Source organism: Arsenicicoccus sp. UBA2120 (genome assembly GCF_002330965.1).
GTDB classification, from domain to species: domain Bacteria; phylum Actinomycetota; class Actinomycetes; order Actinomycetales; family Dermatophilaceae; genus Arsenicicoccus; species Arsenicicoccus bolidensis.
Map to the genome: position 1 here is coordinate 49,332 of NZ_DCYC01000079.1, position 14,635 is coordinate 63,966.

Consider the following 14,635-nt stretch of genomic DNA (forward strand, 5'->3'; position numbering starts at 1 on the left):
CGGTCGTCCGCCGGTCGTCCGTCATCAGTCGTGGGTCGCCAAGGAGGATCGGGCCGTATGCCGAAGCACGTGGTCGAGCTCGCCGACGGTTCACGTCTCGCGGTGTGGCGGTCAGGCGCCGGCGGGACCCCGGTGCTGCTGCTGCCCGGCATGAGCCAGGACCACCGGCTCTACGACGTGCTCGTGGCCGAGCTCGCAGCCTGCGGCGTGCTGGACGGCCAGGTCGAGACCATCGCGATCGACCAGCGGGGCACCGGCGACAGCGACGACATGGACCGCCGGGACCCGCCGACCACGGGATCCTTCGCGGACGACGCGGCCTGGGTGCTCGAACGCCTCGGCGTCGAGCGCGCGCACGTCGTCGGCCACTCCATGGGCGGCCGCATCGCGCAGTGGCTCGCCATCAGGCACCCGGAGCGCGTCACGAGCCTGACCCTCCTGTGCACCTCGCCCGGCGACCGTCACGGCGTCCCGCGCGCCGACGAGGTCGACGCCACGATCGCGCGGTGCGACCCGATGGAGATGGCGCTGCTGAGCTACACGCCCGCGTGGCTGGGCTCCCACCACGAGCTGGCCGAGACGGCCGACGCCGCGACCACGACACGGTCGGCGCAGCGGGGCCTGCACTACCGCGCTTCGCACGGGCACGACGCGTGGGACTCGCTGCCCCGCATCGTCGCGCCCACGGTCGTGGTCCACGGCGACGCCGATCGCGTCAACCCGCTGCGCAACGGCGAGCTGCTGGCCGAGCGCATCCCGGGCGCCGAGCTCGTCGTGCTGCGCGGCGCCCGCCACGGCCTGCCGGTCGAGCACGCGGCCGAGATCGCCGACGTCGTCCTGCGCCAGGTCGCCACTCAGAAGTAGTCGCGCACGCGCACCTGACGCCCGCCGGTGAGGGTGTCCCACACCGCGTCGTCATCGGCGGGACCCGTCAGCAGGCCCGCCTGGCGCTGCGCGCTGCTCGGCTGGGCGCCGGCATACGCGAGGCTCAGTGCGCGCGGGTGCAGGAGCCGTATGCCGGGGGCCGGGTCGTCGGCGAGCCGCTCGCAGGTGGCCCTCCCCGCCGTCACGCGCAGGCGGTAGGTGCCGGCCACCGGGTCGCCGCCGTGGCCGGGGGAGACGGCGAACGTCAGGTCGGCGTCGAGGTGGCCGGGGTAGCCGCGGGCCTCGAACGCCGCGGGGACGTCGAGCACCGCGAGGGCGTAGGGGCGCTGGTCGACCGGGCGCCAGGCGTTGCCGGGCAGGTGCAGGCGCAGGGGATCGGCGCCGCTGGTCCACAGCGTGGTGGTGGGGGCGACGGCGTGGCTGGTGCCGAGCTGGTGGAGCAGGGCGCGCGCGGCCGACGGGGTGGTCACGACGAGGTCGTCCACCGCCGTGACGCCCTGGTGGTAGCCGTCGGTGCGCCGCCAGGTGGCGTAGCCCGTGACCGCGCCGTCCTCCTCGACGAGGGTGACGTGCGCGCCGTCCAGCGCCTGCAGGAAGGCCGTCACGTCGGGCGGGAACTGCGGCCCGGACCGGGTGAGCGGTCCGTCGTGCTCGCGGGCCCAGCGGGTGTAGGCGGCCTGCATGGCGTCCAGGTCGTCGGCCGTGCCCCGGCGCAGCCGCACCTCGGGCGTGCCGTCCTGCGCATCGGCGGGCTCGTCGACCGGGACGTCGAGGAGCAGCCGCGTCGGCAGCTCGACCTGGTCGAAGGACGTCACCGTCTCGTAGCCGAACCGCCGGTAGATGCCCTGCGCCGTGGCGTAGAGCGTGGCGAGGACGTCCCCGCGCTCGCGGGCGCGGTCGTGCAGGGCGGGCATCAGCAGGCCGAGGCTCCCCGAGCCGCGCTCCTCGAGGCGCATGGCGACGCTGGCGATGCCCGCGGTGGGCACCTCGCGCCCGCCCCACCAGGACGACAGCGACAGGGCGCCGACCCGACCGACGAGGGTGTCGTCGACGAAGGCGCCCAGCATGACCCGACCACGCCGGGTGGGGTCGGGCAGCGGGTCCGGGGCGGGCTCGGCGTGGCCGAAGGACTCGACGCCGAGGTCCCAGGAGGCGCGGGCGTCGTCGACGGTGAGCGCGCGGACGACGGGGCGACCGCCCGTCACCGGCGCTCGCCCTGTCGACGTCGCCGCCAGACGTCCCACGCCAGGCCCACCAGCACCCAGAACACGCCGAACAGCAACGCGGCCGAGGCGGTGGCCAGGAAGGGCTCGCCGTCGAACAGCCCGAGCCAGATCATCACCAGCCGAAAGATCAGGAAGGTGACGGTCATGACCAGGCCCTCGCCGAGGCGCGACCCCAACGATCTTGCCCTTGCCCCCGCCCCCGCCGCGGGCTCGGGCGCCGGGGCGGGGGTGCGTCCCGTCATCGGGCGAGGTCCGGCGCCACGTGGCCGAAGCGGTGCAGGGTGCGGCTGATCGCCTGCTCGCGCAGGAAGGTCAGCAGCTCGCGACGGCCGTTGGCCAGCACCGGGTCGGCGAGGACGGTCGCGGACGAGCCGGCGAGGGCGTGGACCAGGTCCCTGACCTCGGACTCCTGACCGATCGCGCGCACCCGCGTCGAGTGCTCGCCGTCACGCAGCCGCTGGGCGAAGGTGGCGCGGTCCTCGATCGTCAGCAGGTCGCGCAGGTCGTCGGCGGCCTGGCGGGCCTCGCCGTCACCGGTGCGCAGCGCCTCGAGCGGGCCGGCGGCCTGCGGGTCGGCGCTGATGCGCACGGCCGACCCCGCGAGCTCGGCCGCCGCCAGCAGGCGCACCAGCTCGACCGGACGCGCACCGGGCTCGAGCCGGACGGTCACCTCGGGGTGAGGGCGGTAGCGGAACACGTTGGCCTCGACCGCGAGACCGGTCTCGTCGATCTCCACACCGAGCTCGTCGCGCCACGCCTGGGCGTCGGAGCGCAGGGCCGCGTCGAGCCAGCCGCGGGCGTCCTGCAGGTCCCCGTCGTCGCCCGCGCCACCGGCGCCCACGACCAGCGGCGAGAGGCGGTCGACCAGCCGGCGCACGCGCGGCGACGGCTCGACGCCGCGCTGCGGCAGCCCGTCCTCGCTCCACGACCCGAGCAGGGCGACGTAGTTGGGGCCGCCGGCCTTGGCGCCGGGGCCGACCACCGAGTCCTTCCACCCGCCGAAGCTCTGCCGCTGCACGATCGCGCCGGTGATGTGGCGGTTGATGTAGGCATTGCCCACGTCGACGTGCTCGGTCCACCAGGCGATCTCGTCGGGGTCGAGGCTGTGCAGGCCACCGGTGAGGCCGAAGGCCGTGGCGTTCTGCAGCTCGATGGCCTCCTCGAGCGTGCGGGCCGTCATGAGGCCGAGGACCGGGCCGAACACCTCGGTGAGGTGGAAGAACGACCCGGGACGGACGCCCTCCTTGAGGCCGGGCGACCAGAGGCGGCCCGAGTCGTCGAGCTGCTCGGGCTCGACCAGCCAGGACTCGCCGGGCTCCAGGGTCGTCAGGGCGCGGCGGAGCTTGTCCTCGGGCACCTCGATGATCGGGCCCATCGTGGTGCCGAGGTCGTGCGGCCAGCCGACGCGCAGCGAGCGCACGGCGTCGACCAGCTGGCGCCGGAAGCGCTCGGAGCGCGCGACCGAGCCCACGAGGATGCCGAGCGATGCGGCCGAGCACTTCTGACCGGCGTGGCCGAAGGCGCTGCGGACGAGGTCGGCGGCGGCCAGGTCGAGGTCCGCGGCCGGGGTCACGACCAGGGCGTTCTTGCCGGAGGTCTCGCCATAGACGCGAGGCCCGGCGGGGTGCTCGGTCCGCCAGCCGGCGAACATGCGGGCGGTCTCGGAGGCGCCGGTCAGCACGACGGTGTCGACGTCGCGGTGCGAGACCAGGGCGCGTCCGGCCTCGCGCTCGTCGGTGCGGACGACCTGCAGCACCTCGCGGGGGACACCGGCCTCCCACAGCGCCTCGGCGGCGACCTCGACGCAGCCTGGCGTGGGGTGCGCGGGCTTGATGACGACGGCCGACCCCGCGGCGAGCGCGGCGAGCACGCCGCCGATCGGGATGGCGACGGGGAAGTTCCACGGCGGGGTGACCAGCACGACGCGGTCGGGCGTGAAGCGCGACCCGTCGGTGTGCGCGCTCGCGCCGGCCTCGAGCTCGAGCCCGCGCTCGGCGTAGTAGCGCGCGAAGTCGATCGCCTCGGAGATCTCGGGGTCGGCCTCGGCGACGGTCTTGCCGCCCTCGGCGGCCATGATCGTGACCAGTTCGCCGCGCCGGGCGTCCAGCTCACGGGCGGCGTCGCGCAGCACCTGCGCCCGGTCGTATGCCGACCGCCCGGCCCAGCCCGGGGCCGCCGACACGGCGCGGGCGACCACCTCGTCGACGTCGTCCGGGGTCGACAGGACGGGGGAGGAGAGGCGGTGGGGGTCGGCCGCGAGCGCCTCCCGGGCCCAGACACGGGTGGCGGGCAGGGACGGGTCGGAGTCGGGGGTGTTGGCGAAGCGGTCGCCGATGCGGGCGCGCTCGGACGAGCGGCGCGGTCCGACGGGCGTCGTCGGCATGGCGGCGACCGACTCGCGGAAGCGGCGCTCCTGGTCGGCCATCGCGTCGTGCGGACGGGCCGCGGCGCCGGGGCGGCCGTCCGGCGAGGCGCCGGACCCCGGGTCCGCGGAGAACATGGCGTGCAGGAAGTTCTGCTTCTGGGCGTTCTCCTCCAGGCGGCGGATGAGATAACTCACCGCGACGTCGAAGTCCTTGGGGGCGACGACGGGGGTGTAGAGCAGGACCGACCCCACGTCAGCCTTGACGGCGCGGGCCTGGCTGGGCGCCATACCCTGCAGCATCTCGATGTCCAGGGCGTCCAGGCAGCCGCGCTGCTGGGCCAGGAGATAGGCCACGGCCGTGTCGAAGAGGTTGTGCGAGGCGACGCCGATGCGCATGACCTCGGTGGCGTCGGGCCGCAGCGCGCGCTCCACGAAGGCGAGGTAGTTGGCGTCGACGTCCTCCTTGGTCGGGTAGGGGGCCTGCACCCAGTCGTGCAGCTCGGCCTCGACCTGCTCCATCGCTAGGTTGGCGCCCTTGACGACGCGGACCTTGATGCCGGCGTGCCCGGCGGCTCGGCGGCGGCGGGCCAGCTCGAGCATGCGCTCCAGGGCGGGCAGTGCGTCGGGGAGGTAGGCCTGCAGCACGATCCCGGCCTCGAGGTCGTGGAACTCCTCCTCGGCCAGCAGCCGCTCGAAGACCGCCATCGTGAGGTCGAGGTCCTTGTACTCCTCCATGTCGAGGTTGACGAAGGCGTGCGGGCTCTTGGCCACGGCGGTGCGGTAGAGCGGGCGCAGGCGCTCGAGGACCCGCTCGACCGTGCCCTCCTCGTCCCACGTCGAGATCTGGCTGACCAGGGACGACACCTTGATCGAGACGTAGTCCACGTCGGGGCGGGCCAGGATCTGGCGGGTGCGCTCGGCCCGGCTCGCGGCCTCGTGCTCGCCGAGGACGGCCTCGCCCAGCAGGTTGACGTTGAGCCGGAAGCCCTCGGCCCGGGCCTTGGCCAGGTGGCGGCCCAGGGCCGGGTCGTTGGCGTCCACGACGAGGTGGCCGACGATCTGGCGCAGCCGCGCGCGGGCGATCGGCACGACGACCGGAGGGGCGAGCCTGGCGACCTTGGCGCCGAGCCCCAGCAGCGAGCGGTCGACGCGGCCGAGGAACGCGCCGGCGTCACCGGCGGTCAGCGTCGAGAGCACCTTGGCCGCGACGTAGGGGTCCTCCGGGCGGGCCACCTCGTCGACGAAGGTCACCGCCAGGTCCAGCCCCGTCTCGTCGCGGAGCAGGGCGCCCAGCTGGTCGGACGTGGCGCGCTCGGACCGCGTCGCGCCCTCCGCCGTGGCGCGTTCCCACCGGCGGGCGACCTGGACGGCCTCCTCGGCGACGGCGGCGACGGCCGCCGGTCCGGTGAGGTCGCTGGGCTGGGGCGCGAGGGGTCGGCTCTGATCCGTCATACGGTCGATTCTGGACCACGGGACCGACAGGGGGTGAACGGGGGTGCGACCCGTCTCACAACGGCTCCTCCCGTCCTCCCGAGGACGGGCGCGGGCTCGGCCTATACCCTGAGCCCATGCCTTCCGACTACCGAATCCTCAACGTGTTCACGACGCCGGACGACCTGTTCTCCGGCAACGCGGTCGCCGTGTTCACCGACGCCAAGGGTCTCGACGAGGAGACCATGCGGCGCACCGCTCGGCAGCTGGGGACCGAGTGCTCGTTCATCACCGGCCGTGACGACGAGGGTCACGCCACGGTCCGCTTCTTCCAGCCCGAGGGCGCCTCGGGCTTCGCCGGCAGCGCGTCGATGGCGACCGCGCACGTCGTGCGCGAGCTCGACGGCGGCGAGGGCGACATCCACCTCGCCGGCAGGAAGCAGCTGATCCACGTGATCGACTCCGGCAACCGGTGGACCATGCTCGGCCGCAGCTCGGTCATCGAGGAGATCCGCACCGAGAAGCGGTTCCTCGCCGGTCTGGTCGGTCGCAAGATCCCCGCGATCGTCGACCCCACCGTCAAGGTCACGTTCACGCGCTCCACCATCGTGCTCCAGCTCGCGACGGAGCAGGACGTGCGCGAGGCCAAGATCGACGCCCGCCTCCTGCACCAGTACGCCATGCTGCTCCACGTCGAGCCGCAGATCTACGTGTGGGCCTGGCGCGAGGACGGCGACGTCGCCTCCCGCATGTTCTACGGCCCGCAGGGCGGTGTCCTCGAGGTCGCCGCGACCGCGTCCGGCGCCGGCCGGCTCGGCGAGGTCCTCGTCTCCCGGGGCGAGCGCGACAAGCACTACCGCGTCTACCAGGGCGAGGACATCGAGCGCCCCTCGATGATCCACCTCGACATCGACGCCGACGGCCAGGTCTCGCTCGGCGGCATCGTCAAGGAGGTCGCGCGCGGTCAGATGGCCATCTGACCGCCCGGATCCCCGCGGTCGCTCGGATCACCCCCGGTCGGGTCCGAGGCCGAGAGGTTCACGTGCGGGACGGCACAGCGTCATACCCATCCCGCAGACTGGTGCCATGAGCACCTGGACCACCAAGGACATCCCCGACCAGACCGGCCGCGTCTTCGTCGTCACCGGAGCCAACTCGGGGCTCGGCCTCGAGACCACGCGAGCGCTCGTCGACAAGGGCGCGTACGTCGTCATGGCCTGCCGCGACACCGACAAGGGCGAGGCGGCCCGGTCCTCCCTCGACCTCGCCGGACCCGGCGGGGCCGAGGTGCGCCGCCTGGACCTCGCGTCGCTGGACTCCGTGCGGGAGTTCGCCGAGGGCGTCTCGGACTGGCGCATCGAGACCCTGATCAACAACGCCGGCCTGATGGCCGTGCCGTTCTCGCGCACCGCCGACGGCTTCGAGACGCAATTCGGCACCAACGTGCTGGGTCACTTCGCGCTGACCGCCCAGCTCCTGCCGCGCCTGACGGACCGCGTCGTGTGGCTGTCCTCGCTGATGCACCGCATGGGCCGGATCGACCTCGCCGACCCGAACTTCGAGCGGCGCCGCTACAACGCCTGGGTCGCCTACGGCCAGAGCAAGCTCGCCGACCTGATGCTGGCCTACGAGCTGGAGCGTCGGCTGACGGGCGCCCGCTCGCCGCTGCGGTCGGTGGCCGCGCACCCGGGCTACTCCTCAACCAACCTGCAGGGCCGCACCGGCTCGGCGTGGTCCGACCGGGCGATGCTGCAGCTCAACAAGGTCAGCACGGTCGCGCAGCCGGCCGCGATGGGCGCGCTGCCGTCCCTCTACGCGGCGACGGTCGACGACCTGCCGGGCGGCTCGTTCGTCGGGCCCGACGGGTTCATGGAGGCTCACGGGCACCCGCGCACCGTCGGCTCGACCGCGGCGTCGCACGACCGTCGCAAGGCCGCGCAGCTGTGGCAGCTGTGCGAGGAGCTGACGGGCGTCCCCTTCCGCGTCTGACCCGCCGGGGGCAGAGGCATCGACCGGCCTTCGTTCGCCAGGCTGATGATCCTGCCCCCGGTAGGTTCAAGGGGTGCTCGCCATCCCGCTCGCCCTCGCGTCGGCCGTCCTCTACGGCGTCTCTGACTTCCTGTCCGGCGTGCAGTCGCGGCGGCGGCACTTCCTGATCGTCGGTGCGGTGGCGCAGACCTTCTCCGCGACGGGGATCACGCTCGTCGCCCTCGCCCAGCGTCAGCCGCTCACCCAGGACGCCCTCCTCTGGGGCGCCGCCGCGTCGATCGGGCACTGCTCGGGCACCCTCATGCTCATGCGCGGGCTGGCCCGTGGCTCGATGCACGTCGCCGGCCCGCTGTCGGCCGTGTGCGCGGCGGGTCTGCCGGTGATCCTCGGGGTCGCCCTGGGCGAGCGGCCCTCGCCCCTCGCGGTCGTCGGCATCGTCCTGGCCCTCCCGGCCGTGTGGGCGGTGGCCGCGGGTGAGAGCGACCCTGGGTCGGCCCCCGGCGAGACCCACCTGGTCGAGCCCGACCATGGCCGTATGCCGTCCGCGCCGCCCCCGGCGAGGCGGGCCGGGGTGCGCGACGGGCTGCTGGCGGGGGTCGGCTTCGCGGTGTTCTTCATCGCGCTGGCGCAGGCCGCTCCGGGGTCGGGGTCCTGGCCGGTGGCGGTGTGCCAGCTGGTGTCGCTGGTCGTGATGTGGGGGATCGTGGCGCAGCAGCGGCCGGAGGGGTCGGTGCGGGCGGCGCTGCCCGCGTGGATCGTCGGGGTCACCGGCGCCCTGGGGTCGTTGACCTACTTCCTGGCCGGGCAGTCCGGTGGCGAGGCTTCCGGCCAGGCCGCCGGGCAGGCAGGCGAGGCTGCCGGGCAGCTCACCGTCGTCCCCGTCGTGGCCTCCCTCTACCCGGCGTTCACGGTGCTGCTGGCGATGGCCCTGCTCGGTGAGCGGGCCTCGCGGGCCCAGGTCGCGGGTCTGGTCGCGTGCGCGGTCGCCGTGGCCCTCATCGCGGCCGGCTGAGGTCTCCGGACCACCTGGGCGGCGGCTGCGCATCTGCCCGGAGACCACGGCAGATGTGGTCGGTCGGTGGCCCGGAGGGCGTCATGCGCGTCAGTATGGGGGCCATGTCGATCCGTGAATGGTTGATCACCCGGTCCGAGCGCGCCAACCCGCGCACCACGATCGACGACCAGCACCCCGGCGACCAGGCGTGGAGCGACGGCAACGTGGCGACGCCGCTGATCCACGGGCGGCAGTACTTCGCGGACCTGTATCCCCGGATCGAGGCGGCCGGGCCGGGCGACCTACTGTGGTTCACCGACTGGCGCGGGGACCCCGACGAGCGGCTGGTGGCCGACGACCCCAACTCCGAGATCGCCTCGGTGCTGTCGCGCGCGGCCCGTCGCGGCGTGGACGTGCGCGGTCTCGTGTGGCGTTCGCACTGGGACAAGCTGGCGTTCTCCGGCGCCGAGAACCGCCGCTTCGGCGAGCAGCTGCAGAGCGCCGGGGCCGAGGTGCTGCTCGACATGCGGGTGCGCACCGGCGGCAGCCACCACCAGAAGTTCGTCGTCATCCGGCACCGCGACGACCCGACGCGGGACGTCGCCTACGTCGGCGGCATCGACCTGTGCCACTCGCGGCGCGACGACGACGACCACCACGGCGACCCGCAGGCGCAGAGCATGGCCGAGGAGTTCGGCGACAGCCCGCCCTGGCACGACGTGCAGGTGCGCCTGGAGGGGCCGGCCGTGCACGACGTCGAGACGGTGTTCCGCGAGCGCTGGAACGATCCGACCCCCTTGTCTCGCAGCCCGATCCGCATGATGGGCGACAAGCTGCGCGGCGACGACACGGACCCGGACCCGCTCCCCGAGCAGACGCCCCCACCGCCCGCCATCTCCGGCGCGACCCACCACGTCCAGCTGTTGCGCACCTATCCCGACCTGCGGCACGGCCGCGACTACCCCTATGCGCGGGGCGGCGAGCGCAGCGTGGCCCGCGGCTACTCCAAGGCGCTGGAGCGCGCCGAGCACCTCATCTACATCGAGGACCAGTACCTCTGGTCCAAGGACGTCGCCGAGCAGTTCATCGAGACCCTGCAGTCCAGCCCGGGCCTGCACGTGATCGCGATCCTGCCGCAGGTGCCCGACCAGAGCAGCCCGATGTCGCGCACGCCGCAGCTCTACGGCCGCGACCAGGCGGTGCGGCTGATCGAGGAGGCCGGCGGCGACCGGTTCGCGCTCTACGGCATCGAGAACCTCGCCGGCACACCCGTCTACGTCCACGCCAAGGTCTGCGTCATGGACGACCGCTGGGCCACGATCGGGTCCGACAACTTCAACCGGCGCTCGTGGACGCACGACTCCGAGCTGTCCGCGGTGGTGTGGGACGACGAGGGCGAGGACCACAACGCCTATGCCCGGCGCCTGCGGCTGCGGCTCGCGGCGGAGCACCTGGGTCGCGAGCTGCCGACGGACGCGACCGACGCCGAGATCGCCGCGGTGATGGCGGACTGCCTCACCGCCGAGGGGATGTTCGCCGCGTATGCCGACTGCGCCCGGCGCCTCGAGGACTGGCACGGCGGCGGGCGCGTCGGTGAGCGGCCTCCGGGTCGGTTGCGCCGCATCCCCCCGGTGGAGCAGTCGTCGTTCACCAAGGCGTGGGCCCGGGTGGTCTACGAGCTCGTGCACGACCCGGACGGCCGGCCCAAGCCGTTGCGCCTCGCCGGCCGCTTCTAGACCTACCTCAGGTCGTCACATCGGCCTGGGTTAGCACGCCAGGCTGATGTGACCACCTGAGGTAGGCACATCGGCCTGGGTTCGCCCGCCAGGCGCCTGTGACGACCTCAGGTAGATCCGGCAGGGGACTCACAGGCTGGGCCGGGCACAATGACTGGCGAAGGCCAGGCGGGGGACGAGAGGACTGACATGGAGCACGACGACGCGCAGCCGCGCGACGGTGGCCGCGAGGCCGATGGCGGAGGCACCCCTCCGAGCGGCGAGGCGGGCCGGTTGCGCGGCGCGGTGGGCTCGATCACGCGCACCGTCCGAGCCCGGCTCGACGCGCCGCCACCCTCGCAGTGGGGGAGCACGGCCGCCGGCCAGCACGAGCCGATGTCCACGACCGTGCACGTCACCATGCCCGAGCCCACGCGCCCCGAGTCCGACCCGGTCCCCCGTGGGGTGCGGGTCGCGGCGGCCTGGAGCTGGCGGCTGCTGCTGATCGTCGCGGCGGTCTATCTCGTCGCCCAGGCGCTGGCGGCCGTCCCCATCGTCACGATCCCCTTCGTCGTCGCCCTGCTGCTCACGGCCGTGCTCGGCCCCGTCCAGCGGCGGCTGCACCGCGGGGCGCACGTCCCACACTCGCTGGCGGCCTTCCTGGCGCTGCTGCTCGGCATCGCGGTGATCGGGGCGATCGGGACGTTCGTGGCGCTGCAGATCTCCGCCAACGCGCCTCGTATGACGGAGCAGTTCACCCAGTTCCTCGACGACGCGAGCCGGTGGCTGCGCGAGGGGCCGCTGCGCCTGAGCGACTCCCAGGTCGAGAAGTACATCCAGGAGCTCTCGGACACCATCTCCAAGAACCAGGGCACGCTCGTGACCGGCGCGATCACGACCTTGTCCACGCTCTCGCACGTCATCGCGGGCGGGTTGCTGCTCCTGCTGAGCACGTTCTTCCTGCTGCGTGACGGCGAGGTCATCTGGCGCTGGGTGCTCGGCCTGCTGCCGACGAGCTCGCGCCGCCGCATCGACCAGGTCGGTCGCGTCGGGTGGCACACGCTCGGCGGCTACATGCGCGGCGTGACGATCATCGCGACGCTGCACGCGACCACGATCTACGTCGTCCTGCACGTCCTCGAGGTGCCCCTGGCGCTGGCGCTGTCGGTCCTGATATTCGTCGGGTCGTTCATCCCGCTGATCGGCATGACGGTGACCGGGATCTTCTGCATCATCGTCAGCCTCATCGAGCACGGACCTGCGGCGGCCACGGTCGTCGCCATCACGATCGTCGTCCTCGTGCAGCTCGAGGCGCACCTGCTGCAGCCGCTCATCATGAGCCGCAACGTCGAGGTCCACCCGCTCGGGGTGGCCCTGGCCGTCCTTGCGGGGACGTCGGTGGCGGGGGTGGCCGGCGCGTTGTTCGCCGTGCCGATCGTGGCCTTCGCCAACGCCACGCTGCGGGCGGTGCACCTCCCCCTCCCACCCACCGAGGAGGAACGCGAGGAGCAGGCCAAGGTGGCCGCGGGGCAGCTCCCGCTCGAGGGCTACCCCGAGTAGTCAGGCGCGCGCCTCGATGCGCGCGGCGATCGCCTCGAGCGCCCGGTCCAGCCCGGCGTCGATGGTGGCGGGGTCGCCGTGCTCGGTGCTCAGGCTGATCTCGACCGTCGACTCCGCGTCGCCCTCGATGTCGCCCTCGACGTCGCTCTCCACGTCGCCCTCGACGGTCAGGGAGCCGCGATAGCTGTGCCGCTCCGAGCCCCAGCGCATCGCCCGCGCCTCCTGGTCGACCTCGAGCCAGGCCGTCCCCTGCACCTCGAGCTCGCGCGTGCCGTCGGGGGTCACGACCGCGGTGACCGTCACGGTGCCGTCGTCGTGCGGCTCCACGCGACGCATCCGCGGCATGAAGTCCGGCAGGTGCCGTGCGTCGCTGAGGTACCCGAAGGTGACGTCGGCGGGCGCGTGGACGGTGATGGTGCGGCTGTGCTCGGACATGGCGTCTCCTCCTGAGGGGTGGTCTCCAGTCCTACCACCCGCCCTGGCGGCGCCGTCCACCGGCCCCGGGGACCCGCTCTCCCAGTCGGCCCGGCAGTCTCAGCGCAGCAGTCTCAGCCGCGCAGCGTCTGCACCAGGGTGACCGCGGCGACGAGCACGAGGAGTATGCCGAACGCCAGCTGCAGCCGGGGTGCGGGCACGCGGCGGCCCACCCGCCCACCGAGCAGGCCGCCCACGACCATCGACACCGTCAGCGCGATGGTCAGCGGCCAGTCCAGCCGCGCCAGGGTGGGCCACCGCCAGACCAGCGACGTGAGGCAGTTCCCCGCGATGACCAGCAGTGACGTGCCCACCGCCACGCGCATCGGCACCCGCAGCAGCAGCGTCAGCGCCGGCACGATCGCGAAGCCTCCGCCCACGCCGAAGAACCCGGTCAGCAGGCTCACCCCGGTCGCCGCGCCCACCAGACGCCCCCAGCGGGTGCGGTGCGCCACCCGGTGCGCACCCGCCGGAGCAGCCGCGCCGTCCACCACGTCAGGCTGGCCCCGGTGCACGGGCACCCCCGGGTCGGAGGCCCCCGCGTCCCGCCCCCGGCGCACCATCAGCGCCGCGATCACCAGCAGCAGCCCGCCGAACATCGCGAGCAGCAGGTCCCCGTCGACCAGGTGCGACAGCCGGGTCCCCAGGGCCGATCCGAGCACCCCGCACAGGACGAAGGCCCCCGCCATACGGGCATCGACCAGGCCCCGGCGGCCGGAGGACCAGGCCGAGACGAGGGAGGAGATGCCGACGACCACGAGCGACATCGTGGTGGCCGGGACCGCGTCGACGCCGAAGCCGAAGGCCAGCACGGGCACCAGCAGCACGGCGCCGCCACCCCCGAGGGCCCCCATGACGACACCGATGAGCACCCCGGCCAGCACGGCTGCCGGGAGCGCGGTCAGCACGGCCGCTAGACCTGCTTCCAGCCCTTGAGGCGACGCTTGGCGACCTTGCCGACCGCCTTGCGGTAGTCCTTGGACGCGAGCTCGCCCTGCAGCGCCTCCTCGATGCCCTGCAGGCGGCCATAGGTGAAGGCGTTCTCGCCGTGACGCTGGGCCCGCAGGCCGAGGTCGCGCAGCGCCTCCTGCGTGATGGCGCTGTCCTGGTGCTCGCCGAGCACCTCGGCGAGGTTCTCGCTGGACCTGGCCAGCTGCTTGCCGCGCAGACCCAGGACCACGGTCGTCGACTCGGCGGCGTAGCGCAGCCGCTTGGCCGTCTTGCGCACCTCGTGCAGGGCGGTCTCGGCGCGGGCCGGGTCGTCGATCGCCGAGGCCTGACGGACGGCGCGGCGCATCCGGCGCCAGTCGCGACCGAGGAGCCGGGGCACGACCAGGCGGGCCGGGTCGTCGGCGAGCGGCGTGGTCCGGGGAGCGGCGACCAGGGCGTCGAGCTCGTCGAGCAGCGCGTAGTAGCGCTCGTGCTCGAGCCCCCGGCGCAGCCGCGTCATGGCGCGCTCGTAGTCCTTGCCGAGCTCGGTGTCGATGCGGTCGGCGACGGGGCCGAGCACCGCCTGGGACGGCTGGGTCTCGACGAGGGCGAGCAGCCGCTCGCGCAGCACCTCGGCGTCGCGGGCGCCACCGAGGGTGTCGGCCAGCACCTTGAGCTCGGTGCGCAGGTGGGTGGTCAGCTCGTCGTCGAGCAGGGGGCCGTATGTCGACAGCAGCGTGCGCAGCCGCCTGGTCGCGACCCGCATCTGGTGGACGGCGTCAGGCGCGCCGGTGCGGGCACCCGCGTCCTCCGCCTTGAGCCGCTCGACGGTGGTCTGCAGGGCCGCCATCATGACCTGGCCGGCGGTGGGCTTCTTGGGGACGGTGTGCACGGCCGGCGGCGGCGGGGCGAGGGGGCCGAGGGCGCGGGCCAGCTTGGAGGGGCCCGCGGCGGGGTGGGCGCCGCCCGCCAGCAGGACCCGCTCCACGGCGTCCAGCAGCGGCACGGGCCCGTCGACCAGCTCGACCTCCCACTCGCTCCACGCGGACGGGTCGACGCCCGCGCG

The 14,635-nt window shown here is 73.7% G+C and carries 12 protein-coding genes; 6 read left to right on the top strand and 6 right to left on the bottom strand.

Annotated elements, in window-relative coordinates; all coding sequences use genetic code 11:
- Window positions 1-57: 57 nt before the first annotated feature.
- Window positions 58-864: an alpha/beta fold hydrolase gene (locus B2P18_RS13315; RefSeq protein ID WP_286961032.1), complete on the top strand. Its 807-nt coding sequence runs from the start codon at window positions 58-60 to the stop codon at window positions 862-864.
- Here B2P18_RS13315 and B2P18_RS13320 read toward each other — a convergent pair.
- From B2P18_RS13320 to B2P18_RS13330, 3 genes are all read right to left on the bottom strand, one after another.
- Window positions 855-2,090 carry a GNAT family N-acetyltransferase gene (locus tag B2P18_RS13320; protein WP_286961035.1) on the bottom strand — a complete coding sequence of 412 codons (1,236 nt, stop codon included), beginning with the start codon at window positions 2,088-2,090 and terminating at the stop codon, window positions 855-857. The genes B2P18_RS13315 and B2P18_RS13320 overlap by 10 nt on opposite strands.
- Entirely contained in the window at window positions 2,087-2,257 is a 171-nt protein-coding gene (locus B2P18_RS13325; RefSeq protein WP_286961041.1) for a hypothetical protein, read from the bottom strand. Before B2P18_RS13325 ends, B2P18_RS13320 begins: the two co-directional genes overlap by 4 nt.
- Window positions 2,258-2,349: 92 nt before the next feature.
- Window positions 2,350-5,928 carry a proline dehydrogenase family protein gene (locus B2P18_RS13330; protein WP_286961050.1) on the bottom strand — a complete coding sequence of 1,193 codons (3,579 nt, stop codon included), beginning with the start codon at window positions 5,926-5,928 and terminating at the stop codon, window positions 2,350-2,352.
- Between the two features lie 116 nt (window positions 5,929-6,044).
- On the opposite strand from B2P18_RS13330, the gene B2P18_RS13335 reads away from it, so the two are divergent.
- From B2P18_RS13335 to B2P18_RS13355, 5 genes are all read left to right on the top strand, one after another.
- Complete coding sequence (locus tag B2P18_RS13335; RefSeq protein WP_019286645.1) at window positions 6,045-6,887, top strand: PhzF family phenazine biosynthesis protein; 843 nt, start codon at window positions 6,045-6,047, stop codon at window positions 6,885-6,887.
- Window positions 6,888-6,993: 106 nt separating this feature from the next.
- Complete coding sequence (locus B2P18_RS13340; protein WP_029212148.1) at window positions 6,994-7,896, top strand: oxidoreductase; 903 nt, start codon at window positions 6,994-6,996, stop codon at window positions 7,894-7,896.
- A gap of 73 nt (window positions 7,897-7,969) precedes the next feature.
- Window positions 7,970-8,908, top strand: a complete 939-nt coding sequence (locus B2P18_RS13345) for an EamA family transporter (protein WP_019286643.1) — start codon at window positions 7,970-7,972, stop codon at window positions 8,906-8,908.
- A 104-nt stretch (window positions 8,909-9,012) separates the two neighbouring features.
- On the top strand, window positions 9,013-10,626 hold the full coding sequence (locus B2P18_RS13350; protein WP_029212147.1) for a phospholipase D family protein: 1,614 nt from the start codon (window positions 9,013-9,015) through the stop codon (window positions 10,624-10,626).
- A gap of 189 nt (window positions 10,627-10,815) precedes the next feature.
- On the top strand, window positions 10,816-12,165 hold the full coding sequence (locus B2P18_RS13355; RefSeq protein ID WP_286959855.1) for an AI-2E family transporter: 1,350 nt from the start codon (window positions 10,816-10,818) through the stop codon (window positions 12,163-12,165).
- Here B2P18_RS13355 and B2P18_RS13360 read toward each other — a convergent pair whose 3' ends face one another.
- The 3 genes from B2P18_RS13360 to B2P18_RS13370 all read right to left on the bottom strand — a co-directional run.
- Window positions 12,166-12,600 carry an SRPBCC family protein gene (locus B2P18_RS13360; protein WP_029212145.1) on the bottom strand — a complete coding sequence of 145 codons (435 nt, stop codon included), beginning with the start codon at window positions 12,598-12,600 and terminating at the stop codon, window positions 12,166-12,168.
- A 113-nt stretch (window positions 12,601-12,713) separates the two neighbouring features.
- Window positions 12,714-13,547, bottom strand: coding sequence for a sulfite exporter TauE/SafE family protein (locus B2P18_RS13365; protein ID WP_286961062.1), 834 nt, complete (start codon window positions 13,545-13,547; stop codon window positions 12,714-12,716).
- Between the two features lie 5 nt (window positions 13,548-13,552).
- Window positions 13,553-14,635: CHAD domain-containing protein (locus B2P18_RS13370; protein WP_286961071.1), on the bottom strand; the 1,083-nt coding region annotated here is incomplete at its 5' end.